Genomic DNA, 23,672 nt, shown 5'->3' on the forward strand with positions numbered 1-23,672 from the left:
AACATAGCACTACCCTATTAAGCATTCATGTTATTTGAAATCGACAGCCATTAATTCAGAAAGTGTTTTTTCTTTTACTGAGTTATGGCAGACCGCAATATAATCGGTAAATCTGGGTGAGGCTGGCATGCCCAGCTTCAGGATTTTTTCATTATCAAAAGTCACGTTTAACTTTGAAAACTCGCCATACAGACTCATAGATTTCAGTACGATCTTCTCATTGCAGTCGCCAAAAAGCGTTTTGAAATTATGCTTTTCACGGGATAACTCTTTATAGCCCACTTTTTTATAACTGGCTGAGACTGGCCGGGTTCCCGAAGCCTGCGCCATAGCACGATCGATCTCTGCAAACGTTACGCTGCTCTCTTTACCGGAAGAGATATGATAAACCGGGTGATCAAGCTCGGCTGCCTGAAGCAGCCTGACAATGGTTTTGGCGCAGTAATCAACCGGTATGACATCGATTCTGTCATCAAGGTTGCACATAAATTTACCCAGCCTGAGCGCCATACGAAACACCCAAAAAATGCTGGCGGAGGGAACGCAGCCATGCTCAGTATGCCCTACAACAATAGAGGGGCGTGCAATAATTAACGGGAATCCCGGCAGGTGCTCTTTTATCATCTGCTCTACCGTTGATTTGCTCCAGGTATATTCTACAATATGATCTTTTCTTTGTGTGGGCGCGATCGCTTCTGTCACATGACTGTCAGGTTCGGGCGTACATGACATCGCTGTACCCACATGAATAAAGCGCTTTAATCCTCTTACTTTACTCATCCGGCTGGCAAGCTGAAATGTGCCCTCAACGTTTACTTTCCAGATTAACGGGTTATTACCAAAGGAAGCGATAGCAGCACAGTTAATCACCTTTTCCACATCGTTCAGCCTGAGGTCTGCAATAAAACTTTCCGGCTTTGATAAATCGCCTTCTATAATTTGTTGCGCTGAAATATTGTTTAGCTGAGTCGGGCTAATACCAAACTTAGCTAAATTCTCCTTCACCCGATCCAGAGCGCTATTCTCTGCATTGCCACGCGCGAGAAGAAGTAAGCTCTCTGAGTTTTCATTCGTCATTAACTCAGCAGCAATAGCACCACCTAAAAATCCGGTAGCCCCTGTAACCAGTATTTTTTTCATCTCTTTTCTCTTTAATTATGACACAGCAGACATAAGCTGCCCTGGCGAATACCGCTAAATAGCGCATTCACCCTCTGAATGGGATGGTTTATTTAACTATATTGCATCACTTCTGATGACAAATATTAGTCTTTACGCTGTTAAAAAAGTTCACCCTTTCACTAAGCATTATCGCCATTATTTTTATTTCGCTCAGCATCCCACTCTTTTTTCAGAATGGCATATACCAGCGTATCGTCATAACGCGCTTCACCATCTTCAGTTATGAAACTGACAAACTCTTTAAAGCACGCTTCCTGCCGCATATGTAATCGAACGCAGAGACTACGCGAAGGAATATTATACTCTTCCACCCAGGCATAAATCCGCCGGGCGTGCTGTTGCTTAAAAAGATAATCAAACAGTGCGGCGATCGATTCACGGGCATATCCCTGACCATGAAATGCCGGAGAGAAATGCCAGCCTGCTGCCCAGGTGTGCCTGTCAGGTTCACTTTTTTCATTTTCTGCAAAAAGATGGCCAATTAACTGATTGTTCTCCTTCAGGCACACGGCAAACTGACTTTTATCTGTCGATCGTTTTTGCGCGTCCTGGTAAGCGGCAGCCAGTGACTCAACTCTTTCGTCATAAAAACAGGGAGTGGCCGGCTCATGAAGGTAGCTGAATAATGCTGCGCCATCGTCCCGACAAAAACGACGAATAATGAGTCTTGAAGTGGTAATAATATTCATTAAGCCTCGCACTGCCAGATGATAAAACAATTGATTACTGAAGCTTGTCTGCAGACATCATTGTGCTACTTCGCACTTTTTTTAATAAACCGCATCACTACGGTAAAAAATACGGGTACAAAAAATATTGTCAGTAGCGTACCGCTGATCATACCGCCAAATACGCCTGTGCCGATGGCATGCTGTGTACTATCGCTTGCCCCACTGGCAAGCATGAGCGGAACAACGCCAAGCGTAAAGGCCAGAGAAGTCATTATAATCGGACGCAGGCGCTGTTTTGACGCAGTCAGAATTGCCGCCGTCAGGGTCTCACCCTGCTGCCGTAAATGGCGGGCAAATTCTATAATCAGGATGGCATTTTTGGCCGAAAGCCCAATCAGGGTAATCAGTCCGACTTTAAAGAATACGTCATTCGTCATCTGTGCAATAGCAACCGCAATCACAGCCCCTATCAGCCCGAGCGGTACAACCAGCATAACGGCAACCGGGACAGACCAGCTTTCATAGAGCGCTGCCAGCACCATAAATACCACCAACACGGAAAGCACAATCAGTAACGGAAGCTGTTCGGCAGACGCCCTTTCCTGCAGCGAACTGCCGGCCCACTCGCCGGCAAATCCCTCCGGTAAATGTTGCGCCAGCTGGTCAATGGCCTGCATGGCGGTGCCGCTGGAGACGCCGGGCGCAGCGCTACCGGTAATACGAATAGCGGGATAGCCCTGATAGCGATTCAGCTGTTGCGGCGCAACGCCCCAGCCGATCGACGCAAAGGTGGATAGTGCCACCATCTGGCCGCTGCGGTTTTTGACCCAGCTCTGCAGCAGCTGCTCAGGCTGCATACGGTATGCTGCATCCGCCTGGACGATAACCTGCTGTACCCGTCCCTGGTTAACATAATCATTGACGTAACTGGACCCGGCGATAACGGAGAGAGTCTGGTTTATCTCGTCGAATGAAACGCCCAGCGCCTCTGCCTTTTCCCGGTCGATCTTCAGCGACAGGCTGGTGCCGTCCGGCAAACCGTCGATATACGTTTCTGCCAGGGCAGGATGATGACCTGCACGCCGTATCAGTTCGTCGGTAGCCTGTTTCAGTGCTTTATAGCCCCGTCCTCCCCGATCCTGGACATAGTAGGTAAAACCTGAAGAGGTACCCAGATCGGCAATGGCAGGTGGCAGCAAACTCATCGTAACGCCATCCGCAACGCTTTCCATCTGCTGCTGAATATGACTCGCTTCAGCCTGCGCGCTGCTGCCGTCACGATCCTTCCACGCTTTTAGCGTAGTAAAAGCCATCGCCGTGTTAGGACCAGAACCTGAAAAACCAAAACCAAGGATCATGATGTTGTTTTTAATGGCTGACCGCTGCGCTATTTCATGCTCAAATTTCTTAACCACGTTAAGTGTCCTCTGCATCGTGGCGTCGGAAGGCAGCTGAAGAGATGACATAAAATAGCCCTGATCTTCTTCGGGCAAAAACGAGGATGGCAACGTAGCTAAACCAGCCAGCAGCGCCATACATAGCGCCAGATAGATCAACATCATCCTGCCGGTTCGTTTGAGAAGTGCGCTGACGCCTGATTCATAGTGAACCGTAAGCGCATTGAAACGCCGGTTGAAGCGGGCTGAAAATGTCCGGCCGCTGCTTAAGCGACTATCGTGCGGCCTGAGCAGAGTTGCGCACAATGCAGGTGTCAGTGTCAGCGCAAGAAAGGCTGAAAGCAAAATCGACACCGACATAGATATGCAGAACTGACGATAAATAATTCCGGTCGATCCGCTGGCAAAGCCCATGGGAATGAAGACGGCAGTGAGTACCAGCGTAATGCCAATGATCGCTGGCGTGATCTCCCGCATCGCTTCCTGCGTCGCATCGCGGGGTGACAGATTTTTTTCTGCCATCAGACGTTCGACGTTTTCCACGACCACAATGGCGTCATCAACAATAATGCCGATAGCCAGCACCATGCCAAACATCGTCAGAATATTGATGGAATATCCGCACAACAACATCACGGTTAACGTGCCCAGCAGTGCGACCGGTGCCACAATAGCCGGAATAAGCGTACAGCGAATTTTATGCAGGAAGAGCAGCATTACCAGAAATACCAGCACCATCGCTTCTGCAAAGGTCTCAACCACTTTGATAATGGAGAGTTTTACAAAGGGTGCGGTGTCAAAAGGCACAGTAAAGCTTATTCCCTCAGGCAGCGAGCCGGTGAGCGCTTTAAGCCGGTTATGAATGCCCGATGCAGTGCTGATGGCGTTAGCGCCGGGTGCCAGCTGAATCGCGGCAGCCGTGGCCGGCAGGCCATTATCGCGTATGCCGAATGCATAGCTCTGTAATCCGGATTCAACGCGCGCCACATCCGCAAGCCTGAGGCGTGCGCCGGTTGCATCGGACCGGATGGTAATATTACCAAACGCCTCCGCAGACGTAAGCTGGCCCCTGACCGTGATAGGCCAGGTTAACGCCTGCCCGTCGATGGCAGGCTCGTCGCCGGTTCTTCCCGGCGAAACAATGACGTTTTGCTGACTGATTGCCGTAAGCACTTCCGTGACAGAAAGTTTGTAATCGTGCAGTCGTACCGGATCCAGCCAGATGCGCAGCGCTTTTTCACTGCCAAACAGCTGAATTTTACCTACCCCCGGCACCCGCCGCAGTTCGTCCGCAATATTGCGGGCAAAGTAATCACTTAAATCCGCTTCCTGAAACGCACCGTTCCGGGATTGCAGGCCCACCATCATCAGAAAACCGGCATTTGCCGCTTCGACATTGATCCCATTCTGACGGACGGATTGCGGGAGCCGCGGCTCAATCGTTTTAAGCTGATTTTGCAGATCCATCTGTGCCAGCTTGATATCGGTACCCGGTTTAAAGGTAACCGTAATGGAAGCCATGCCGGTTGTGTCACTGGATGACTCAAAGTAGAGCAGGTTATCCACGCCTGAAATTTCGCGCTCTATCAGTGAAACCACGGAGGTGTTCATGACCTCTGCGTTGGCGCCCGGATAGCTCACTGAAATGATCAGGCTGGGCGGTGCAACAGCAGGATATTGAGCAACGGGCAGATGCGGAATAGCTAACAGACCACTGAGAACAATAAACAGAGCAATAACCCAGGCGAAAACCGGACGGTGAATAAAAAATAGCGGCATTACATTCATCTCATACTCAGCAGCTGACTACAGCATACTTCTGCCCGCAACAAACCTGTCAGCAGTGACAGCCGGATATTGATGCAGTTTACCCTGCCATTGTTTAGGCTGTATGTGAGGTTTATGGACAGATTATGGAGCAAAAAAAACAGATCAAAGAACGGCTAATAGATGGCATTAATTATTCGCATCATCAGATAGAGTGGAGAACCGCAGAAAAATAAAATCAAAAAACATTCATAATAAAATATTACTTCATTTAATCCCGGATGCAGATTCAGCATGCTGGAGAAAAATGATACCAGCCAAAGCATTATCATCAGCAGCCAGAATGCAATAATAAGTATCTCTTTTAATGCGCCGGGTTTCTTCTGTATCACCAGCAGCAATACGGTCAGCACAATAGAAAGGTAGATCAATGGCGACGCGATAAGCGTATGCGATACCCGATCGGCAGCGGCGTGAGCCAGTACAAGCCAGAGATAAAGTAATCCCCATGAAACAGAAATAAAGAGTGCTAAAACGCGCAGATTTTTGATAAATGTACCCCGGGCGCCGCTCATCGTGTTTGTATCTCTTTTAACGCCTGCCATCGGTTACCCTGTTACCTTTATTCTCAATTAATGAAACACCGCAGAAGCATGCCTCTTTTTGTCATTATCTCAGTACACTATGGAGTGTTTATCTGTGGTTTGTGGAGAGGGTATTAAGATCCCCCGCGCGGGCAGAAAAGGCAGCAGCGTAGAAATAGCGTCAGCTGTATGAAACTTTTTTTAAACATGCCTGTCCTGATGAGATATCAGTTACGCTTTTAAGCACAACCTTGCACTGTCTGCTTCTGCCTTCGGGCCGGTCAGCGTGACCTGCCTCCTCCGGAGAATAAATGAATAGCGGTTTTTTAATTCTTGTTGCTGAAGATGATGATGAAATAGCAGATATATTAATGAGCTATTTGCAGCGAGCGGGCATGAACAGCCTGAGGGCAGCGAATGGCGAGCAGGCAATCAGCCTGAGCCGGCTGAAAAAGCCCGATCTGATTTTGCTGGATATCAATCTTCCCCTGCTTGATGGCTGGAGCGTAATGGCCACGCTGCGTAAAGAGAGCAATGTGCCGGTTATTATGGTCACGGCTCTCGATCAGGATATTGATAAACTGATGGGGCTGAGACTGGGGGCGGATGATTACGTCATCAAACCGTTTAATCCTTCCGAAGTCATCGCCCGGGTCGAAGCTGTACTCAGAAGAGCCGCGCGTAATGTGCCCGCTGAGGCTGCGAGGCCGATCCGGACCGCGCATATCACTATTTATCCTGATGATTTTTATGTGGAAATCAAAGCCGGAGACGGGGTCATAACGCCGGTGCTCACCACTACTGAGTTTAAGCTTCTGACCTACCTGGCAAGAAACCCCCGCAAAGTCTGTTCCCGTGACGAGTTGCTCAACGCCTGCCTGCCTGAGGGAGATACTCTCGACAGAACGGTCGATAGTCATATGAGTAAACTGCGTAAAAAGCTTGAGCATGCCGGTCTGATGGGTGTACCGGAAAGCATCAGGGGAATGGGATATCGTCTGGGAGAAAGTCAATGAGCCGGGAGCCTGTGCTTAGTCGTCAGATACTCACTTATATGCTGTCGCTGACGTTCATTATCGTTACCATATCAGTTGCAGGATCATGGCTGTTTTATACCTTCATTACTGATTATATTCCTGGCGAAAATACAGCGGGCGCAGAAGAGTCCATGAATCTGTGGGACTGGATCTGGGTTCTGGTTATGACGCTCTCCGGTCTGGTTATCTCGCTGTTTTTTACGGTGAAGCTCTCCTCGCGCATACTGACTCCGCTGAACACTATTGCTTCCAGCCTGAAAAAGATATCTGCAGGTGATTTAGGCGCGCGGGCGCTCTGCACAACGTCAATGCTGGGCGAGATCAACAGCCTGGTGAAAGATTTTAATGAAATGGCAGAGAAGCTGCAGACGCTCGATGAGCAGAGAAACCTGTGGAATGCGGCCATCGCACACGAACTCAGAACGCCGGTTACTATATTACGCGGCCGTTTACAGGGGCTGGTTGAGGGCGTTTTTGCCCCTGACCCGCTTCTGTTTGAAAAATTGCTCAGGCAAACCGAGGGCTTAAACAGACTGATTGAAGATTTGCGCGTGGTCAGCTCTGCCGGCGGTGCCGGCTACCTGCTGGACCCGCATGAAACTGATTTGCAGCAGCTTATTACGCATGCAATAGACGTATTTACGCCAGAGTTTCAAAGCAAAGGCTTTAAGCTCGTCACTAAGCTCACTCCCCAGCCCTGCATCTGCGATGCTTTGCGAATGACGCAGTGCCTGACGGTGCTGTTTGACAATGCACTGCACTACTCTACGTCCCGTACTCTGATAATAAAAAACGGGAAAACAGAGAAAGAGAATTACATTCTTATTCAGGATGAAGGACCCGGTATTCCGCCTGAATTTCAGCCACTGCTGTTTCAGCCTTTTCAGCGCGGGGTACGGGCCAGAGAAGCTAATCCAAAAGGATGCGGTCTGGGACTCTCTGTGGTCCGGGCTATTATGCAGGCACACGGCGGCGATGCGACCTGCGTGGTAACGTCACAGCAGCATTCCGTTTTCCGGCTCGCCTGGCCAGCCGGTCATCAGATAAAAGCAATAACACCTGATCGCTGCTACGGACTGTCTGGCTGACGCGCAAAAAAAACCGGAAGCGCCAGGCTTCCGGTTCTGTTTTTTTAGATCTATCAGGTGCGGTTTAGCGCAGAGTAATTACGCGAGATCGAAACGGTCCAGGTTCATCACCTTTGTCCAGGCCGCCACGAAATCATGGACAAACTTCTGCTTCGCATCGCTGCTGGCATACACTTCAGCCAGCGCACGCAGGATAGCGTTAGAGCCGAACACCAGATCGGCGCGCGTGGCGTGATACTTCACTTCGCCGCTTTCGCGATCGCGTCCTTCGAACAGCTCAGCGCGTTCATCGGTGGCGCGCCACGCGGTGCGCATGTCGAGCAGATTGACAAAAAAGTCGTTGCTCAGCACGCCCGGGCGATCGGTAAACACACCGTGCTGGCTGCCGTCATAATTGGTGCCCAGCACGCGCAGGCCGCCCAGCAGCGCCGTCAGCTCCGGTGCGCTCAGCGTCAGCTGCTGCGCTTTATCCAGCAGCAGGGTCTCTGTTGAGGAGCCACTCTGCACGCGACGATAGTTACGGAAGCCATCTGCCAGCGGCTGCAGCACATTAAACGACTCACTATCAGTCTGATCCTGACGCGCATCCACGCGACCCGGCATAAACGGCACCTGCACCGCCACGCCTGCAGCAGCAGCAGCCTGTTCAATACCGACGCTGCCTGCCAGCACAAGGGTATCCGCCAGCGAGAGTTTGCCGGATGCCTGCTGGATTTGCTGCAATACCGGCAGCACATCGCTTACCACGCCGGCATTGACCGCCCAGCCGTTCTGCGGTGCCAGCGCCAGACGCGCGCCGTTAGCACCCCCGCGCTTGTCGCCGCCACGGAACGTTGAAGCGGATGCCCAGGCCACGGAAACCAGCTGGCTGACGCTCAGGCCCGACGCGGCGATCTGTGCTTTAGCCTGCGCAATATCATCAGCGCCGGGCTGATGCACCGGCTGCGGTAACGGATCCTGCCACAGCAGGTCTTCTTTCGGCACTTCCGGGCCGAGGTAGCGCGCTTTGGGTCCCATATCGCGGTGAGTCAGCTTGAACCAGGCGCGGGCGAATGCTTCATTAAACGCCTGCGGATCGTTCAGGAAGCGACGCGAGATCTTCTCAAACTCCGGATCGAAGCGCAGCGTCAGATCGGTTACCAGCATGGTGGGCTTGCGCTTTTTCTCCGGATCAAACGGATCGGGGATGATCGCTTCTGCGTCCACCGCTTCAAACTGAATCGCACCCGCCGGGCTGTGCGTCTGCACCCACTCATATTTGAACAGGTTCTCAAAGAAATAGTTGCTCCACTGGGTTGGCGTCTGCGTCCAGACCACTTCCAGGCCGGAGGTGATAGCATCCGCTCCGGCACCGCTGCCGTAGCTGTTATGCCAGCCAAAGCCCTGCGCTTCAATTGGCGAGGCTTCAGGATCAACATCCAGATGGCTGGCAGCCGCCGCCCCGTGCGTTTTGCCCAGCGTATGGCCGCCGGCAATGAGCGCAACGATCTCTTCATCGTTCATGCCCATGTTGCCGAAAGTGGCGCGGATCGCCGGCGCTGCAGAGCGCGGATCGCCGCTCGCTTCCGGACCTTCCGGGTTGACGTAGATCAGGCCCATTTCGGTTGCGCCCAGGGGAGCATTTGCCAGACTTTCCGGATGACGATGCGCCAGCCACTCTTTTTCATGGCCCCAGTCCACATCCATATCCGGCTCCCAGACATCCTCACGACCGGCACCAAAACCAAAGGTACGGAAACCGGCGTTCTCCAGGGAGACGTTACCCGCCAGAATATAGAGATCGGCCCAGGAGATTTTCTGGCCATACTTCTGTTTTACCGGCCAGAGCAGGCGTCGTGCTTTATCAAGGCTGACGTTATCGGGCCAGGCATTAAGCGGCGCAAAGCGCTGCTGTCCGCGCCCGGAACCGCCGCGGCCATCAATCGTGCGATAGGTGCCGGCGCTGTGCCACGCCATGCGAATAAACAGGCCAATGTAGCTGCCCCAGTCGGCGGGCCACCAGGATTGTGAATCGGTCAGCAGCGCACGGATATCCGCTTTCAGCGCGGCGTAGTCAAGCTGGCTGAACGCCTCACGGTAGCTGAAATTTTCATCCAGTGGATTAGAACGGCTGGAGTGCTGGTTCAGCAGGTCGACCCGCAGCATATTAGGCCACCAGTCGCGGTTAGAGGTGCCGCTGCCGGCGCCGCGTGCAAGCACGCTCTTCTCTTCTGACGCTCCATGATGAAAAGGACATTTTCCGGACGCTGCAGCATTATCGTTATGGTCTGGCGTGCTCATTATTCGGCTCCATTGGCTTCACGTTTTGCGGTTAAGATAGCGGCACTCAGGAGCAGAATATATTTGGATGGACCGAAAGATTTGATAGCTTTTGTCTTTCAAAAAGAGGTTTTGTGACAGGCTGCACAAAATGAAGCGCGACCGATCAGCTGCCGCGATAGGTGGACCAGGACCAGGGAGAGATCAGAAACGGCAGATGATAGTGGCTGCCCGCACGTCCGATAACAAAGTCAATCTGCGCACTAACATAGAGTGCATCGCGCCCGTCAGCGGCAAAATAGTCGCCAATCTCTGCCGTCAGCCGGTAGTGCCCGGGCGCCAGAGGGTCCGGGGTCAGATCGCAGATACGTCCGTCACGATCGGTTTCTCCTTCGCTGACCGGAAACCACCCTTCCGGACTGTTCTGTTCCAGTGACACGGCTACACCCGCGGCCGGTGTGCCCAGCGCGGTATCAAGAATATGCGTGGTAATGGTGCTCATATGATGCTCTCCTTAAGCCGTAACAGGGTGATTTCCCGCAGCTGCGCCAGCGTCTCCTGCTGTTCGCACTCTCTATTATTGTTAAGCCTGCGCTGCAATTCTGCCAGCATCTGCGCGGCGCTGCGCCCGCTGGCCCGGATCAAAAACACCCGGCCAAAGCGGGCTTCATAGGCATGATTACCCGCGTGCATGGCCAGCTGCAGATCGCGATCTGCCTGCTGCATCGCAGCCTGCTCCCGGCGCGACAGCGTGGCTTCATGTTCCGTACCCTGTGCTGCTTCACCAATACGCGGATGCGCGCTAAGCGCCTGATCCAGCTCTGCCTGTTGCCACCGCTGCGCCAGCTGCTGCGCGTGCCCGACGAGCGCGCTCAGGGTCGCATAGGGCCGCGCGGCCACCAGCGCCTGCTGCCAGGCGGGAATGGCAACGCAGTGCGCGATCGCCTGACGGGCATCAGCCTCATCCGCCTGGTTAAACTCATTCAGCTGCATGCCCGCTCCTTTATGCCTGCGCCAGCTGCGTCACGGCCTGCAGATACGCCTGCACGCCCAGCGCCACATCATCCGCCTGCACCGACTCCGCCGGATGGTGGCTGATACCCCGGTAGTTACGTACAAACAGCATACCAACGGGCCAGCGCTCCGCCATGGCGATTGCATCATGACCGGCCCCGCTTGGCAGGGCCAGCGTGCGGCCCTGTACGGTTTCTACCGCTGCACCCAGCGCCTGCTGCAGCCGTTGATCGCAGGGCGTGGCGGCAATACGGTAATACTCGCTGGCGCTGAAACTCACGCCGCGCCGCAGCGCAATCGCCTGCGCCTGCGTTAACAGTCGCGACAGATGCCGTTCCAGCGGCTCATCCTGGGGCCCGCGGATATCGAGCGACAGCTGCACCTCTCCCGGAATGACATTGACCGCGCCGGGCTGACAGCTGAGCGTACCGGTCGTCGCCACCAGCGGCGCCTGCGTGGCCTGCTCAATGAACAATATCCACTCGGCGGCAGCCGCCAGCGCATCTTTGCGCAACAGCATCGGCACCGTGCCGGCGTGTCCCGCCTCACCGCTGAAACGGCAGTTAAGACGACGCGCGCCGTTGATGGCGGTGACCACGCCCAGAGCTAAATCCGCCTCCTCCAGACAGGGGCCCTGCTCAATATGCAGCTCCAGATAGGCGGCGATCTCGCTGACATGACGTGCCGCGAGGCTTACCTGTGCGGCATCCAGTCCGGCATCCTGCATCGCCGCCGCAACCGTAATGCCGTTGCCGTCAGGATGCGTGATCCAGCTCTCCGGCCAGCTGCCGGTCAGCCCGCGGCTGCCCAGCAGCGTAATGCCGAAGCGGGTGCCCTCTTCATCCGCAAAGCCTGCTACCTCTACCGCCAGCGGCAGGCGCTGCCGGCGATCGTGCAGCCACTGCACGGTTTCAATCGCGCTCAGCACGCCCAGCATACCGTCATAGCGTCCGGCGTTGCGCACGGTATCAAGGTGAGAGCCGAGCAGCAGCGCCGCCGCGCCCGGTTCGGCCGCCTCATAGCGGCCGCAGATGTTACCCACCGCATCCTGCCAGGTCCGCATACCTGCCGCCTGCATCCACTCCGCCACGCAGGCGTTAGCGCGCAGGTGTTCCGGCGACAGATAAACGCGCGTCAGAGCCTCATCATCTTCACTGATCGTTGCCAGCGCATCACAGCGCGCCATGATGCGTGCGGCGGCCGACTGCGCCTCTTCAGCGCTCATCTGGCGTGCACTCATGCCTGGCTCCCGTAGTGATCCCAGGCCGCCTGCAGCGCCGCGCCCTGCGGCGTACGGAAACCGCAGTGCTGCAGCACCGCTTCGAGCGCGCTCAGGGTCTGCATCACGCAATCTTTGCGCGCGTTATAGCCCATGGTGCCGATGCGCCACACTTTGCCATGCAGCGGACCAAATGAGGTGCCAATCTCAATGCCAAAATCGTCCAGCATCAGTTTACGTACCTGGTCGCCGTTCACGCCCTGCGGAATGATGACGCCCAGCACGTTGTTCATCTTGTGCTGCAGATCGCCAAAGGTCTCCAGCCCCATGCCCTGAATACCTTTCAGCAGCGCATCACCGTGCAGTTTGTGCCGGGCGATGCTGTTATCCAGCCCCTCCTGCAGAATGATGCGCGCGCATTCGCGGGCGCCAAACAGCGCGCTGGTGGCTTCTGTATGGTGATTAAGCCGCTCCGGCCCCCAGTAATCCATGATCATGCCGAGATCGAAATAGTTGGAGTAGATCATCTCGTCGTCGCCATCCTGATGCGCCGCGGTGCGGATCCCCTCCTCCACGCATTTGCGCTTGCGGATGATCTCCTCCATCTGCGGACTCAGGGTGACGGGAGAGGTACCGGACGGGCCGCCCAGGCATTTCTGCATGCCGGCCGAGACCGCATCCAGCCCCCAGGCATCCGTTTCCAGCGCATTGCCCGCCAGCGAGGCGGTGGCATCGGTGTAGAACAGTACGCCATACCGGCGACAGATAGCGCCCAGTTCCGCCAGCGGCTGTAGCATGGTGGTTGACGTGTCTCCCTGCACCGTCAGCAGCAGGCGCGGCTTCACCCGTTTGATCGCATCCTCGATCTGATCCGGCGAGAACACTTCGCCCCAGGGCACTTCAAGGGTGTGCACTTCCGCCCGGCAGCGCCGCGCGATCTCGCACAGCAGATGACCAAACCGACCAAACACCGGCACCAGCACCCGATCGCCGGGACGGATAGCGGAGAGCAGAATCGCTTCAATGCCGGCGCGGGAGGTGCCGTCAATCAGCAGCGTCCAGCGGTTTTCGGTGCAAAAAATGCCGCGATAAAGCGCCATGACTTCATTCATGTAGTGCGTCATCGCCGGATCGTACTGCCCGAGCAGCTGGCTCGACATGGCGCGCAGCACGCGCGGGTCAGCGTTAATAGGTCCCGGCCCCATCAGCAGACGCTGCGGCGGATTGATCTGAGAAAACTGATGAATATCCATAGTGAATTCCTTAATGGCCACGCTCAGAGGCGTACGGTCGAGATAAACTGTTTCAGTTCGGCGGTCTGCGGCTGCGCAAACAGCGTTTTACTGCTGCCCTGCTCCCATACCCGCCCCTGATGCATAAATACCACCCGGTCGCCCACGTCGCGGGCAAAATTCATTTCATGCGTCACGAGGATCAGCGTCATCCCCTCTGCTGCCAGCTGTTCCAGTACCTTCAGCACCTCTCCCACCAGCTCCGGATCGAGTGCGGAGGTGATCTCATCGCAGAGCAGCACTTTTGGCTGCATCGCCAGCGCCCGGGCGATCGCCACACGCTGCTGCTGCCCCCCGGAGAGACTGGCCGGGTAGTAGTCCAGTCGCTCACCCAGCCCCACTTTTTCCAGCATCTTTGTTGCCAGCACCCGGCACTCTGCGGCGCTTTTTTTCAGCACCCGCCGTGGTGCCAGCATGACATTCTCCAGCGCGGTCATATGAGGAAAAAGATTGAAGTTCTGAAACACCATGCCGACCGAGCGGCTGATTTCACGCGCCTGAGACTCACGATGCGTAATGGTCATGCCGCCCAGTTTAATGCTGCCCTCCTGGTAGCCCTCCAGCCCGTTCATGCAGCGCAGCAGCGTGCTTTTACCGGAGCCGCTGCGGCCGATAATGGAGATCACTTCGCCATTATCGATATCCAGATCAACCCCTTTCAGGACATGATTTTCGCCGTAGTATTTCTGAACCTGATTAATGGTGATGAGCGGCATGGAATTTTTTCTCCAGGTACTGGCTGTAGCGCGACAGCGGGTAACACATCAGGAAGTAGCCAAGCGCCACCAGGCCAAACACTTTAAATGGCTGATAGGTGACGTTGTTTAAAATGGTGCCGGCTTTCGTCAGCTCGATAAAACCGATAATGGAGGCCAGCGCGGTGCCTTTGATCACCTGCACCGCAAAGCCCACCGTGGGCGCAATGCCGATGCGGATCGCCTGCGGCGCCACGACGCGGCAGAGCGTCTGACCGAAGTTCAGGCCGAGACAGCGTGATGCCTCCCACTGACCTTTTGGCAGCGCGCGTATGCTGCCGTACCAGATATCCAGCAGAAAGGCGCTGGTATAAAAAGTCAGCGCCAGTGAGGCGGCGGTCCACGGCGCCACATCCACGCCAAACAGCCCGACGCCAAAAAAAGCGAGAAACAGCTGCATCAGCAGCGGTGTACCCTGAAACAGCGCGGTATAGCCCTGAATCAGCCGCGTCAGCCATGGCTTTTTCAGCAGGCGCAGCAGCAGCAGCGGCAGTGTCACCAGCGTGCCGCCGGCGAAGGCCACCAGCGACAGCAGCAGCGTCCAGCGGGCTGCCAGCAGCAAATTGCGCAGAATGTCCCAGTCGGTAAATGTCGTCATGCCGGCTCTACTCCAAACCACTTACGCCCCAGCGCCAGCAGCAGCTGACGCATCGCAACTGACAACGCCAGATAGAGCAGCGTGGTCACCAGGTAGACTTCAAAACTCAGAAACGTGCGTGACTGAATCAGGTTGGCCGCAAAGGTCAGCTCCTCATAAGAGACCTGCGACACCACCGATGAGCCGAGCATAACGATGATGCACTGGCTGACCAGGGCCGGATAGATGCGCTGCAGCGAGGGCGGCAGCACCACGCGCACAAAAGTCTGCATCCGGCTTAAACCCAGCACGCGCCCCGCCTCCCACTGTCCTTTCGGCGTAACCTGGATCCCGGCGCGGATGATCTCTGTGCTGTAGGCGCCGAGATTAATCAGCATCGCCAGCAGCGCCGCTTCTCCGGCGGTGAGTTTTACCCCCAGGTTCGGCAGGCCAAACACGATAAAAAACAGCTGCACCACAAACGGCGTATTGCGGATCAGTTCCACATAGACACCCCAGAGGCGGCTGGCCCAGCCCGGCCTGCCGCTGCGCAGCGCTGCGCCGACGATCCCGAGGCTGACGCCACCCAGCGTAGCCACCACCGTAAGCTGCACGGTAACCCACAGCCCGGCCAGCAGTTCCGGCCAGTACGGCCAGAGTTCAGCAAAATTAAGCTGCGCCATCATTCAGGCACCGAGCGAGGCAGGCAGCGGCGCTTTCAGCCACGCTTCCGAAAGCTTATTCAGCGTACCGTCCTTAATCCCCTGTTCAATCAGCGTATCCACTTCTGCTTTCAGCGCCGGCTCATTCTTCTTCAGGCCAATAAAGCAGGGAGAGTCTTTGAGCATAAACTGCGCCACCGGCGCTTTTGCCGCGTTCTGTCGGGTGATGGCCGCCACCACCAGATTGCCGGTTGCCACATACTGCACCTGGCCGGAGAGATAAGCAGAAAGCGTGGTGTTGTTATCTTCATAACGCTTCACCTGCGCATCTTTCGGCGCGGCTGCGCTCAGCACCATATCTTCTACGGCGCCGCGCGTAACGCCGATCGATTTGCCGCTCAGGGCGGCGGCATCCTTCAGCGCCTCACCTTTCGGCCCGAACACCCCGAGGAAAAAGGGCGCATAGGCGCGACTGAAAGCGATGACTTTTTCCCGTTCCGCATTTTTACCCATGCTGGAGATCACCAGATCGACTTTATCCGTCTGCAGATAAGGCACGCGGTTGGCACTGGAGACCGGCACCAGCTGCAACTTCAGTTTCATCTGCTTAGCAAGGTAGCGCGCCATATCGATATCATATCCCTGCGGCTGCAGATCGGTGCCCACTGACCCAAACGGCGGAAAATCCTGCGGCACCGCGACGCGGAGCACTCCGCGCTTTTGAATATCCTGCAGCTGATCGGCCTGCGCACTACCCGCCTGAACCAGTAAAAGCGCCGCACCCGCTACCGCCAGTAAAATATTTTTCATTGTGCACCCCGGTGTGTTGAATATGAAACAAAAGATTCTTATCAACAGTGTGTGCAACTAATGTGCCAACCACAGCGGCGCGAAGGAACCGCTATACAACCGGTGCTGAACCCTTAACAGCAGAGATAAAACGGGTAAAACGCGATTCGTTTCAGAGAACCAAAACGGTGCGACGCACTGTTTCAGTGCCCGTTATCGGTGTTCCAGCTCATCCAGATGCTGATAGAGATCGGCGATCTGATGAATACGCTGCCGTCCCTGCGCCAGGGTCTCATGCAGCAGCGCATTCGCCAGCAGATTCACCAGGCTCATGGCTGAAGCATAGCTGTCAAAGGCAGAAACGCTGTCCAGCGGCGCGCAGAGTTGCCAGCGTGCCACGCCCTGAATACCCTGCGCCTGCGGCTCCGAGAGCGCCAGCAGCGGAATATCGCGCTGCTGCAGCTGCTGCATCAGCGGACGCAGCAGGCGCGGACGTCGCCGGAACGCCATAACCACCACCATATCGTCCGGGGTAATATCTACCAGCTCTTCGCCCAGCGTCTGCCCCGGCTGCGGCAGCAGTACCACATGAGCACGCGCCTGCAGCAGCTGCTGGCGCAGGTGCAGCGCCACCGGATACGCGTTACGCATACCGACGATAAAGACGCGTTTTGCGCTGCCCAGCGCGGCGATGACGTCACTTAGCTGCTGACTGTCGATACGGTTGATCCACTGCGTCAGGTTTGCCATCTCCTGCTTATAGTGGCGCGCCAGCAGCGTATTCCCCTGCACCGCGTCGCGGTTATCAGTGAGTGGCATTCCGCTCTGCCGCAGGGTACGCAGCTCATCGCGCATATCTTTATATTTTTCATAGCCAAGACGCCGGAACAGCCGGCTTACCGTTGCCTTGGAGACGCCGCTGAGCCGCGCCAGCTCGGCACTGTTGTAGCTGATCAGATCATCAAAATGATCAAATACAAAGTCAGCAATGCGCTGCTCCTGAGGCGACAGCTGAGCGTACTGGCTGCGCAAGCGTTCATCGAGTTGTTTCATGCGTTGTCCTGTAACTTTCGTTTCACCCTGCTCTAGCATAAATCGATCCAGCGCCTGCCGACAGAAAAAGTGGAACAGCTCTTGCTTAGGTTTCAGCAGGGAATGTTGTCGCGCAGCGGGTTTTGCTGCTGCGACGGATTCAGGTGAGCAGAATATCAGCTGAGAGCACTTATGATTCAGAGCAACATGGCCCCGCAGGGCATGGTCGTCACCCCTCATCATCTGGCGAGTGAAAGCGCTCTCGCCGTGCTGCGCGACGGCGGAAGCGCACTCGAAGCGATGGTGGCCGCTGCCGCAACCATTGCGGTGGTCTATCCGCATATGAACGGGCTGGGCGGCGACGGCTTCTGGCTGGTGGTGCCGCCGGAGGGAGAACCCATAGCGATTGATGCCAGCGGCGCAGCTGGCTCGCTGGCGTCAGTGAGTTTTTATCAGGGCCGGCAGACGATCCCGCATCGCGGACCGGAAGCGGCGCTGACCGTGGCCGGCACCGTCAGCGGCTGGCAGGAGGCGCTGACGGTGTCACAGGAGCTGGGCAATGCGCCGCTGCCGCTGCACCGCCTGCTGCGCGATGCCATCCGGTATGCCGCCGACGGCATACCGGTTACCGCCTCGCAGGCCGCTGCCACCGCTGCAAAAGCGCCTGAGCTGCAGCATCAGCCCGGCTTTGCCGCCACGTTTATGCCGGAGGGCCGGCCACCACAGCCGGGCAGCCGCTTTACCCAGCCCGCACTGGCGGCCACGCTCAGCCAGCTGAGTGAAGAGGGGCTGGAGAGCTTTTATCGCGGCCGGCTGGCGCAGACGCTGGCTGATGATATGCACACGCTGGGTATGCCGGTCACGCTTACCGATCTGCAGCAGCATCGTGCCCGGCGCTGTACTCCGCTTCACCTGGCGCACAGCGAAGGCGATATCTGGAATATGACGCCGCCGACGCAGGGGCTGGTGTCGCTGGCGATCCTCGGGATTACCGATCGCCTGAACATGGCGCAGGCTGATGAAGCCCAGACGCTGCACCGGATTGTGGAGGCCACCAAACAGGCGTTCAGCCTGCGTGACCAGCACATCACCGATCCGCGCCACAGTGATACCGACGTGCAGGCGCTGCTTGATACCAGACATCTTGCCAGCCTTGCGGCCAATATTGATGACCACCGCGCCGCGCCGTGGGGCACCGGCCGTGGCCCGGGCGATACCGTCTGGATGGGCGCCATCGACAGCAGCGGGCTGGCAGTCTCGTTTATTCAGAGTATCTATCATGAATTTGGCAGTGGCGTGGTGCTGCCTGGCAGCGGGATCACCTGGCAGAATCGCGGCGCGGCGTTCAGCCTGCAGCCCGATTACCTGCTGGCCCTGCTGCCGGGCAAGCAGCCGTTTCACACGCTTAATCCTGCCGCCGCCCGCCTGAAGGATGGCCGGGTCATGGTGTATGGATCAATGGGGGGAGATGGTCAGCCGCAGACGCAGGCGGCCATTTTTACCCGTCACGTCATTCAGGGAATGCCGCTGCAGCAGGCGGTCAGCGCGCCGCGCTGGCTGCTGGGCCGCACCTGGGGCGAAGCCTCTGATTCACTCAAACTGGAAGCGCGCGTGGCGCCGGAAACGGTGGCCCGGCTGCGTCTGCTGGGCCATCAGGTGGAGCTGCTCTCTGACTTCAGTGAAGTAGTGGGCCATGCGGGCGCCGTGGTGCGCCACACCAGCGGCATGCTGGAAGGCGCTTTCGATCCGCGCAGCAACGGCAGCGCAGCCGGTTTTTAACAGGAGATACTGATGACTGAACCCGCAGAGTGGGCGAATTATGTTGCTCAGATGGAGCAGATCCTGGCACTGGATCTGAATGACGCACGCCGTGGCGAGCTGCAGCTGCAGCTTAGCCGGATCGCTGCTATGGCCGCACCGCTGATGGCGCTGTCGCTGGACGATCGTCTGGAAGTCGCCGGGGTATTTCAGCCATGCGCCTGACGTCCTTATCGATCGCAGCGCTGCAGCGTGCGCTGCAGCAGGGCGAGATCGCCGCCGCTGAGATTGCCCGCCATACGCTGGCGGCGATTAAGCAGCATAATCCGGCGCTTAACGCCTGGACGGCGATCACCGGGCAGCGCATGCTGCGCGAAGCTGAAGAGCTTGACCGCCAGCGCCTGCGCGGCGAAACGCTGCCGCCGCTGGCGGGTATTCCTTATGCCGTAAAAAATCTGTTTGATGTAGCCGGCCATACCACGCTGGCCGGCGCCAGCCTGTTCAGCACGCGTGCGGCGGCGCGTACAGACGCCTGGGCGGTCAACCGGATGCGCGAATCGGGCGCGCTGCTCTCCGGTATGCTGAATATGGATGCCTACGCCTATGGCTTTACCACTGAAAACAGCCACTACGGCGCCACCTGCAACCCGCGCGATGTTACGCGTATCGCCGGTGGTTCATCCGGTGGATCCGCCGCTGCGGTGGCCGCAGGACTGGTGCACTTTTCGCTCGGCAGCGATACCAACGGCTCTATCCGCGTACCGGCATCGCTGTGCGGGATCTTCGGCCTCAAGCCCACCTTTGGTCGCCTGTCGCGCAGCGGTACGCAGCCGTTTGTCGCCAGTCTCGATCATATCGGCCCGTTTGCCCGCTCGGTTGAGGATCTCAGCCTGGTGTATGATGCGCTGCAGGGCCGCGACGCCGGGGATGCGTTTCAGCTGACGCGACCGCCGGAGCCGGTCAGCGATCGCCTGCAGGCCGGCAGCGACGGGCTGCGCTGCGCTGCGCTGGGCGGTTTTTTTACCACCTGGTGTGACGATGAGGCGCGCAGCGCGGTGGCACGCGTGGCGCGGGCGCTGCAGGCAGAAGAAGAGGTTGTCATGCCGCAGGCTGAGCTGGCGCGCGCCGCCGCATTTATCATCACGGCAGTGGAAGGCGGCAGTCATTATCTGCCCGCCCTGCGCAGCCAGCCGGAGCAGTTTGAACCTCACTCGCGTGAGCGCCTGCTGGCCGGCGCAATGCTGCCTGCTGCCTGGTACGCGCAGGCACAGCGCTTTCGCCGCGGCTTTCAGCAGCAGGTGCTGTCGCTGTTTACGCATTATGATGTGCTGCTGGCACCCGCCACGCCCTGCAGCGCCACGCTGATTGGCCAGCAAAACATCACGCTCAACGGTGAGTCGCTCTCTGCCCGCGCCACTATGGGTATGCTGACCCAGCCCCTCTCGTTTGCCGGTCTGCCGGTCTGCAGCGTGCCGATGGAGACGGCCGGGGGCCTGCCAATTGGCGTGCAGCTGATTGCCGCGCCGGGCAATGAACACCTGGCGCTGCGCGCCGCCTGGGCGCTGCAGCAGCAGGGCCTGACGTACGATCAACCGACTCTGATGGATAGTTAATAATGACAATAGACAGGATTAATGACCCGGATACCGTTGCCGCCGTGACCGCTGCGTTTTATCGCTATGAGCTGGCGCTGACGGGCAATGATACCGCAACGCTGGATGCGCTGTTCTGGCACGACGCACGTACCGTCCGGCTGGGTGCGGATGAAAATCTGTATGGTATTGAGGCCATACGCGCTTTTCGCGCAGCCCGTCCGGCGGCCGGACTGGATCGTACGCTGCGCAATACGGTGATCACCACCTTTGGCGATGATTACGCAGTGTGCAGCACCGAATTTACCCGCGAAGGTACAGCGCGTATCGGGCGGCAGCAGCAGACGTGGGTACGGCTGCCGCAGGGGTGGCGCATTGTGGCCGCGCAGGTCAGCCTGATGAGTGAGTAAGCACCTCCGCCCTTACCCCTGCGGTGAGGGCGTCATCACGGCGCGGGATGTACCGCCATCCAGTGATCGGCAATCTGCTGGCGGGTACAGATCCACACCCTCTCATGCTGCTGAATGTGGTCAAGAAAACGCTGCAGCGCGCGGAATTTTCCCGGACGCCCCAGCAGACGGCAGTGCATGCCGACCGACATCATTTTCGGGGCGCTCTCTCCCTCTTCATACAGCACATCAAAGGTATCACGCAGGTAGCTGAAGAAGTGTTCCGCGGTGTTGAACCCCTGCGCCGTGGCAAAACGCATGTCGTTGCACTCCAGCGTGTAGGGGATGATCAGATGCGGTTTGACCGTGCCATCCTGCCGTGTGACCTGGGTCCAGAACGGCAGATCGTCGCCGTAATAGTCGCTGTCATAGCTGAAGCTGCCCTGCTCCACCACCAGCCGGCGGGTGTTCGGACTATCCCGCCCGGTGTACCAGCCCGTCGGCGTTTTGCCAAACAGCTCTGTCAGCACGTCAACCGCCTGCTGCATATGCTGACGTTCAGTTTTTGCATCCATTCCCTGATAGTGGATCCAGCGCCAGCCGTGGCTGACCACGTCATAATCTGCTGCTTTGATCGCGGCGACTATTTCCGGATGCCGCGCCAGCGCCATCGCCACGCCAAATACCGTCAGCGGCAGACCGCGCTTCTGAAACTCATGATGAATGCGCCAGAAACCGGCACGCGATCCATACTCATACAGAGAATCCATCGACATGTGGCGATCGGCGTAGCTGGCTGCGCCAATGATATCGGACAGGAACTGCTCCGAACCGGCATCGCCGTGCAGCACGTTGTTCTCTGCGCCCTCTTCATAATTGAGTACAAACTGTACCGCGACCCGGGCGTTATCGGGCCACTGCGCATGCGGCGGCTGGCCGCCATAGCCGATCAGATCGCGCGGATAATTTTTGTTAAAGCTGTACTCTTTCTTTTCAGATGCGTCATTCATTCAGTCAGTTCCTGTTGTCACACCTCAGCCAGACCTTAGTTTAGGTGCTGAAAAGCACCGCTGAGGGGTTTTTGCAGCGGATAAGCGAGATCGCCATGCTTGCTGGTGCCTAAGCCAAGCGCCACCAGCGCCTCTATCATTTTCACCGCCGCGCTGACGCCATCGATCACCGGCATACCCAGCTCGCGGGTCAGATCCTGCGCCAGCGACGCCATACCGCCGCAACCGAGCACAATCGCACCGCTGTTATCCTCACGTTTTGCCTGAATGCAGCGCGCCCGGACTTTCTCCTGGGCCACGCCGCTGCCATCCTCCAGCGCCAGCACCGGCAGATCAATCGCGTGCAGCGCCGCACAGTGGTGCGTAAAGCCATACTGCTGCAGTAAATGGCGGGCGATCACCAGCGTGCGCGGCAGCGTGGTGACAATCGTAAAGCGCGTTGCCACCAGCGTGGCGGTATGCATTGCGGCTTCGGCAATGCCGATCACCGGACCGCTGGCCAGCTCGCGCGCTGCCAGCAAGCCAGGATCGCCAAAGCAGGCAATGACATGACCGCTGGCCCCCTGCGCTTCGCCGCGCTTAATCTGCTCCAGCACGCCGATCGCGGCTATCGCCTCATCAAAATGCCCCTCTATTGAGGGCACGCCCTGCTGCGGACAGACCGCCAGAATGTCCGTGCCCGGTGCCGCCACAGCGCGGGCGGCGGCCCCCATGGTTTCGGTCATTGCCAGACTGGTATTGGGGTTGATTACCTGAATCAGGCTCATGATACGGCTCCTTTATGACCGGCAAATAACCGGCTGAAATCGGGCAGCGTTTCACCGCTGCGCTCAAAGTGCAGGCTGGAAACAAGATGGTCGAAGTGGTGTGACAGCGCCTCAGTCAGCGCCGGCAGCGCCCGCTGGCGCAGCAGACTGACCAGCCTGTCGTGATGATCGCAGCGACAGCCGTGCTGCCACGGAGCCCCCCAGGCGGCGATGACCAGCGATGAGCGCTGAGTCAGGCGCGTAAGGATATCGGTCAGAACCTGATTGCCGGATATCGCCTGCAGCTGGATGTGAAATGCAGCGGAAAGGCGAATAGCGGCCGCGCCATCATTCTGCTCATGCGCCTGCTGCTCCTGCGTAATAATTGCCTCCAGCGCCGCGAGGTGTGGCGATTGCAGATGCGCCAGTACCCCGGGCAGATTGGCACACTCCAGCATACTGCGCGTGGCAAAGATATCGCGTGACTCCGCCACATCCGGCGTACTGACCTGTGCACCACGTCCGGGCGACAGCGTGATCATCTGCACCGCCGCGAGGCGCTGCAGCACTTTGCGAATGCCGGTACGGCTGACGCCAAACACCTCTGCCAGCGCCTCTTCAGGCAGCTTGCTGCCGGGCGGAAGCTGGTGCTCAACGATGGCATTCAGTAATGCCTGGAAGATCGCTTCATCTTTTTCAAAGGGCACAGCGCGGGGCTTCACCCCGGATTCATGCTTCATTACCTGCTCCGGAAAATAGCTGACTGCCAGATATCGTATACATTGCTATCATTTTTTGTATACAAAAAATCACTTCTGGCCTGGATCCTGCAGTACCTCTCTAAACGGTGAA

Annotated in this window: 23 protein-coding genes; 6 read left to right on the top strand and 17 right to left on the bottom strand. The window is 57.2% G+C overall.

All coding sequences use genetic code 11. From position 1 onward, the window contains the following. Positions 1 to 30 precede the first annotated feature (30 nt). The 4 genes from BBA90_RS16195 to BBA90_RS16210 form a co-directional block, all read right to left on the bottom strand. Complete coding sequence (locus BBA90_RS16195; protein ID WP_065650037.1) at positions 31 to 1,140, bottom strand: SDR family oxidoreductase; 1,110 nt, start codon at positions 1,138 to 1,140, stop codon at positions 31 to 33. Positions 1,141 to 1,301: 161 nt separating this feature from the next. Next, positions 1,302 to 1,871 (bottom strand): GNAT family N-acetyltransferase, encoded by a 570-nt coding sequence (locus BBA90_RS16200; protein WP_065650038.1) that lies wholly within the window; start codon positions 1,869 to 1,871, stop codon positions 1,302 to 1,304. 65 nt (positions 1,872 to 1,936) lie between these two features. Next, complete coding sequence (locus BBA90_RS16205) at positions 1,937 to 5,029, bottom strand: multidrug efflux RND transporter permease subunit (protein WP_065650506.1); 3,093 nt, start codon at positions 5,027 to 5,029, stop codon at positions 1,937 to 1,939. A 164-nt stretch (positions 5,030 to 5,193) separates the two neighbouring features. Then, positions 5,194 to 5,622, bottom strand: coding sequence for a transporter (locus BBA90_RS16210; protein WP_240484895.1), 429 nt, complete (start codon positions 5,620 to 5,622; stop codon positions 5,194 to 5,196). Between the two features lie 290 nt (positions 5,623 to 5,912). Between BBA90_RS16210 and BBA90_RS16215 the strand changes: the two genes are divergently transcribed. Together BBA90_RS16215 and BBA90_RS16220 are read left to right on the top strand one after the other, a co-directional pair. Next, on the top strand, positions 5,913 to 6,617 hold the full coding sequence (locus BBA90_RS16215; protein ID WP_065650040.1) for a response regulator: 705 nt from the start codon (positions 5,913 to 5,915) through the stop codon (positions 6,615 to 6,617). Continuing rightward, positions 6,614 to 7,726 carry an ATP-binding protein gene (locus tag BBA90_RS16220; RefSeq protein ID WP_065650041.1) on the top strand — a complete coding sequence of 371 codons (1,113 nt, stop codon included), beginning with the start codon at positions 6,614 to 6,616 and terminating at the stop codon, positions 7,724 to 7,726. The genes BBA90_RS16215 and BBA90_RS16220 overlap by 4 nt, the downstream gene beginning before the upstream one ends. 78 nt (positions 7,727 to 7,804) lie before the next feature. On the opposite strand, the gene katG is transcribed toward BBA90_RS16220, so the two are convergent. From katG to hpxU, 10 genes are all read right to left on the bottom strand, one after another. Next, on the bottom strand, positions 7,805 to 10,006 hold the full coding sequence (gene katG, locus BBA90_RS16225; protein WP_065650042.1) for a catalase/peroxidase HPI: 2,202 nt from the start codon (positions 10,004 to 10,006) through the stop codon (positions 7,805 to 7,807). Between the two features lie 145 nt (positions 10,007 to 10,151). Further along, positions 10,152 to 10,487: a hydroxyisourate hydrolase gene (gene uraH / locus BBA90_RS16230; protein WP_065650043.1), complete on the bottom strand. Its 336-nt coding sequence runs from the start codon at positions 10,485 to 10,487 to the stop codon at positions 10,152 to 10,154. Further along, positions 10,484 to 10,978 (bottom strand): 2-oxo-4-hydroxy-4-carboxy-5-ureidoimidazoline decarboxylase, encoded by a 495-nt coding sequence (gene uraD / locus BBA90_RS16235; RefSeq protein ID WP_065650044.1) that lies wholly within the window; start codon positions 10,976 to 10,978, stop codon positions 10,484 to 10,486. Before uraD ends, uraH begins: the two co-directional genes overlap by 4 nt. Before the next feature lie 10 nt (positions 10,979 to 10,988). Then, complete coding sequence (gene hpxK, locus BBA90_RS16240; protein WP_065650045.1) at positions 10,989 to 12,239, bottom strand: allantoate amidohydrolase; 1,251 nt, start codon at positions 12,237 to 12,239, stop codon at positions 10,989 to 10,991. Beyond that, positions 12,236 to 13,471, bottom strand: a complete 1,236-nt coding sequence (locus BBA90_RS16245; RefSeq protein WP_065650046.1) for a pyridoxal-phosphate-dependent aminotransferase family protein — start codon at positions 13,469 to 13,471, stop codon at positions 12,236 to 12,238. The genes hpxK and BBA90_RS16245 overlap by 4 nt, the downstream gene beginning before the upstream one ends. Before the next feature lie 23 nt (positions 13,472 to 13,494). After that, on the bottom strand, positions 13,495 to 14,226 hold the full coding sequence (locus tag BBA90_RS16250; RefSeq protein ID WP_065650047.1) for an amino acid ABC transporter ATP-binding protein: 732 nt from the start codon (positions 14,224 to 14,226) through the stop codon (positions 13,495 to 13,497). Beyond that, complete coding sequence (locus BBA90_RS16255; protein ID WP_065650048.1) at positions 14,207 to 14,863, bottom strand: amino acid ABC transporter permease; 657 nt, start codon at positions 14,861 to 14,863, stop codon at positions 14,207 to 14,209. The genes BBA90_RS16250 and BBA90_RS16255 overlap by 20 nt, the downstream gene beginning before the upstream one ends. Continuing rightward, positions 14,860 to 15,528 (bottom strand): amino acid ABC transporter permease, encoded by a 669-nt coding sequence (locus BBA90_RS16260; RefSeq protein ID WP_065650049.1) that lies wholly within the window; start codon positions 15,526 to 15,528, stop codon positions 14,860 to 14,862. The genes BBA90_RS16255 and BBA90_RS16260 overlap by 4 nt, the downstream gene beginning before the upstream one ends. Then, positions 15,529 to 16,314: a transporter substrate-binding domain-containing protein gene (locus BBA90_RS16265; protein ID WP_065650050.1), complete on the bottom strand. Its 786-nt coding sequence runs from the start codon at positions 16,312 to 16,314 to the stop codon at positions 15,529 to 15,531. It lies immediately after the preceding gene. A gap of 192 nt (positions 16,315 to 16,506) precedes the next feature. After that, positions 16,507 to 17,346, bottom strand: a complete 840-nt coding sequence (gene hpxU, locus BBA90_RS16270) for a MurR/RpiR family transcriptional regulator HpxU (protein ID WP_065650051.1) — start codon at positions 17,344 to 17,346, stop codon at positions 16,507 to 16,509. Between the two features lie 171 nt (positions 17,347 to 17,517). Here hpxU and BBA90_RS16275 point away from each other — a divergent pair, with 171 nt between their 5' ends. The 4 genes from BBA90_RS16275 to hpxZ are packed head-to-tail and all read left to right on the top strand — an operon-like array spanning position 17,518 to position 21,085. Beyond that, on the top strand, positions 17,518 to 19,104 hold the full coding sequence (locus BBA90_RS16275) for a gamma-glutamyltransferase family protein (protein ID WP_065650052.1): 1,587 nt from the start codon (positions 17,518 to 17,520) through the stop codon (positions 19,102 to 19,104). Positions 19,105 to 19,116: 12 nt separating this feature from the next. Next, a complete protein-coding gene (hpxX, locus tag BBA90_RS16280) occupies positions 19,117 to 19,308 on the top strand; it encodes an oxalurate catabolism protein HpxX (RefSeq protein ID WP_065650053.1) in 192 nt (63 codons plus the stop codon). Next, a complete protein-coding gene (locus tag BBA90_RS16285; protein WP_065650054.1) occupies positions 19,299 to 20,696 on the top strand; it encodes an AtzE family amidohydrolase in 1,398 nt (465 codons plus the stop codon). The genes hpxX and BBA90_RS16285 overlap by 10 nt, the downstream gene beginning before the upstream one ends. A 2-nt stretch (positions 20,697 to 20,698) precedes the next feature. Then, positions 20,699 to 21,085 carry an oxalurate catabolism protein HpxZ gene (gene hpxZ, locus BBA90_RS16290; RefSeq protein WP_065650055.1) on the top strand — a complete coding sequence of 129 codons (387 nt, stop codon included), beginning with the start codon at positions 20,699 to 20,701 and terminating at the stop codon, positions 21,083 to 21,085. 35 nt (positions 21,086 to 21,120) lie between these two features. Here hpxZ and puuE read toward each other — a convergent pair whose 3' ends face one another. Genes puuE through BBA90_RS16305 form a run of 3 tightly spaced genes read right to left on the bottom strand, consistent with a single transcriptional unit; the run spans position 21,121 to position 23,560 of the window. Further along, positions 21,121 to 22,074 carry an allantoinase PuuE gene (gene puuE / locus BBA90_RS16295; protein WP_065650056.1) on the bottom strand — a complete coding sequence of 318 codons (954 nt, stop codon included), beginning with the start codon at positions 22,072 to 22,074 and terminating at the stop codon, positions 21,121 to 21,123. Positions 22,075 to 22,109: 35 nt separating this feature from the next. After that, a complete protein-coding gene (gene hpxA, locus BBA90_RS16300; protein WP_065650057.1) occupies positions 22,110 to 22,841 on the bottom strand; it encodes an allantoin racemase in 732 nt (243 codons plus the stop codon). After that, positions 22,838 to 23,560 (bottom strand): GntR family transcriptional regulator, encoded by a 723-nt coding sequence (locus tag BBA90_RS16305; protein WP_065650058.1) that lies wholly within the window; start codon positions 23,558 to 23,560, stop codon positions 22,838 to 22,840. The genes hpxA and BBA90_RS16305 overlap by 4 nt, the downstream gene beginning before the upstream one ends. Positions 23,561 to 23,672: the final 112 nt, after the last annotated feature.

Source organism: Pantoea eucrina (assembly GCF_001691555.1).
In the GTDB taxonomy this organism is placed as follows: Bacteria; Pseudomonadota; Gammaproteobacteria; order Enterobacterales; family Enterobacteriaceae; genus Pantoea; species Pantoea borealis.

Excerpts from the sequence above, each read along its gene's own strand:
- hpxA (WP_065650057.1), bottom strand. The coding sequence starts at position 22,841 with ATGAGCCTGATTCAGGTAATCAACCCCAATACCAGTCTGGCAATGACC.
- BBA90_RS16260 (WP_065650049.1), bottom strand. The coding sequence starts at position 15,528 with ATGATGGCGCAGCTTAATTTTGCTGAACTCTGGCCGTACTGGCCGGAA.
- BBA90_RS16285 (WP_065650054.1), top strand. The coding sequence starts at position 19,299 with ATGCGCCTGACGTCCTTATCGATCGCAGCGCTGCAGCGTGCGCTGCAG.
- hpxU (WP_065650051.1), bottom strand. The coding sequence starts at position 17,346 with ATGAAACAACTCGATGAACGCTTGCGCAGCCAGTACGCTCAGCTGTCG.
- hpxX (WP_065650053.1), top strand. The coding sequence starts at position 19,117 with ATGACTGAACCCGCAGAGTGGGCGAATTATGTTGCTCAGATGGAGCAG.
- BBA90_RS16265 (WP_065650050.1), bottom strand. The coding sequence starts at position 16,314 with ATGAAAAATATTTTACTGGCGGTAGCGGGTGCGGCGCTTTTACTGGTT.
- BBA90_RS16210 (WP_240484895.1), bottom strand. The coding sequence starts at position 5,622 with ATGGCAGGCGTTAAAAGAGATACAAACACGATGAGCGGCGCCCGGGGT.
- BBA90_RS16245 (WP_065650046.1), bottom strand. The coding sequence starts at position 13,471 with ATGGATATTCATCAGTTTTCTCAGATCAATCCGCCGCAGCGTCTGCTG.
- uraH (WP_065650043.1), bottom strand. The coding sequence starts at position 10,487 with ATGAGCACCATTACCACGCATATTCTTGATACCGCGCTGGGCACACCG.
- BBA90_RS16275 (WP_065650052.1), top strand. The coding sequence starts at position 17,518 with ATGATTCAGAGCAACATGGCCCCGCAGGGCATGGTCGTCACCCCTCAT.
- hpxK (WP_065650045.1), bottom strand. The coding sequence starts at position 12,239 with ATGAGTGCACGCCAGATGAGCGCTGAAGAGGCGCAGTCGGCCGCCGCA.
- hpxZ (WP_065650055.1), top strand. The coding sequence starts at position 20,699 with ATGACAATAGACAGGATTAATGACCCGGATACCGTTGCCGCCGTGACC.
- BBA90_RS16250 (WP_065650047.1), bottom strand. The coding sequence starts at position 14,226 with ATGCCGCTCATCACCATTAATCAGGTTCAGAAATACTACGGCGAAAAT.
- BBA90_RS16305 (WP_065650058.1), bottom strand. The coding sequence starts at position 23,560 with ATGAAGCATGAATCCGGGGTGAAGCCCCGCGCTGTGCCCTTTGAAAAA.
- BBA90_RS16205 (WP_065650506.1), bottom strand. The coding sequence starts at position 5,029 with ATGCCGCTATTTTTTATTCACCGTCCGGTTTTCGCCTGGGTTATTGCT.
- BBA90_RS16255 (WP_065650048.1), bottom strand. The coding sequence starts at position 14,863 with ATGACGACATTTACCGACTGGGACATTCTGCGCAATTTGCTGCTGGCA.
- BBA90_RS16200 (WP_065650038.1), bottom strand. The coding sequence starts at position 1,871 with ATGAATATTATTACCACTTCAAGACTCATTATTCGTCGTTTTTGTCGG.
- katG (WP_065650042.1), bottom strand. The coding sequence starts at position 10,006 with ATGAGCACGCCAGACCATAACGATAATGCTGCAGCGTCCGGAAAATGT.
- BBA90_RS16195 (WP_065650037.1), bottom strand. The coding sequence starts at position 1,140 with ATGAAAAAAATACTGGTTACAGGGGCTACCGGATTTTTAGGTGGTGCT.
- BBA90_RS16215 (WP_065650040.1), top strand. The coding sequence starts at position 5,913 with ATGAATAGCGGTTTTTTAATTCTTGTTGCTGAAGATGATGATGAAATA.
- puuE (WP_065650056.1), bottom strand. The coding sequence starts at position 22,074 with ATGAATGACGCATCTGAAAAGAAAGAGTACAGCTTTAACAAAAATTAT.
- BBA90_RS16220 (WP_065650041.1), top strand. The coding sequence starts at position 6,614 with ATGAGCCGGGAGCCTGTGCTTAGTCGTCAGATACTCACTTATATGCTG.
- uraD (WP_065650044.1), bottom strand. The coding sequence starts at position 10,978 with ATGCAGCTGAATGAGTTTAACCAGGCGGATGAGGCTGATGCCCGTCAG.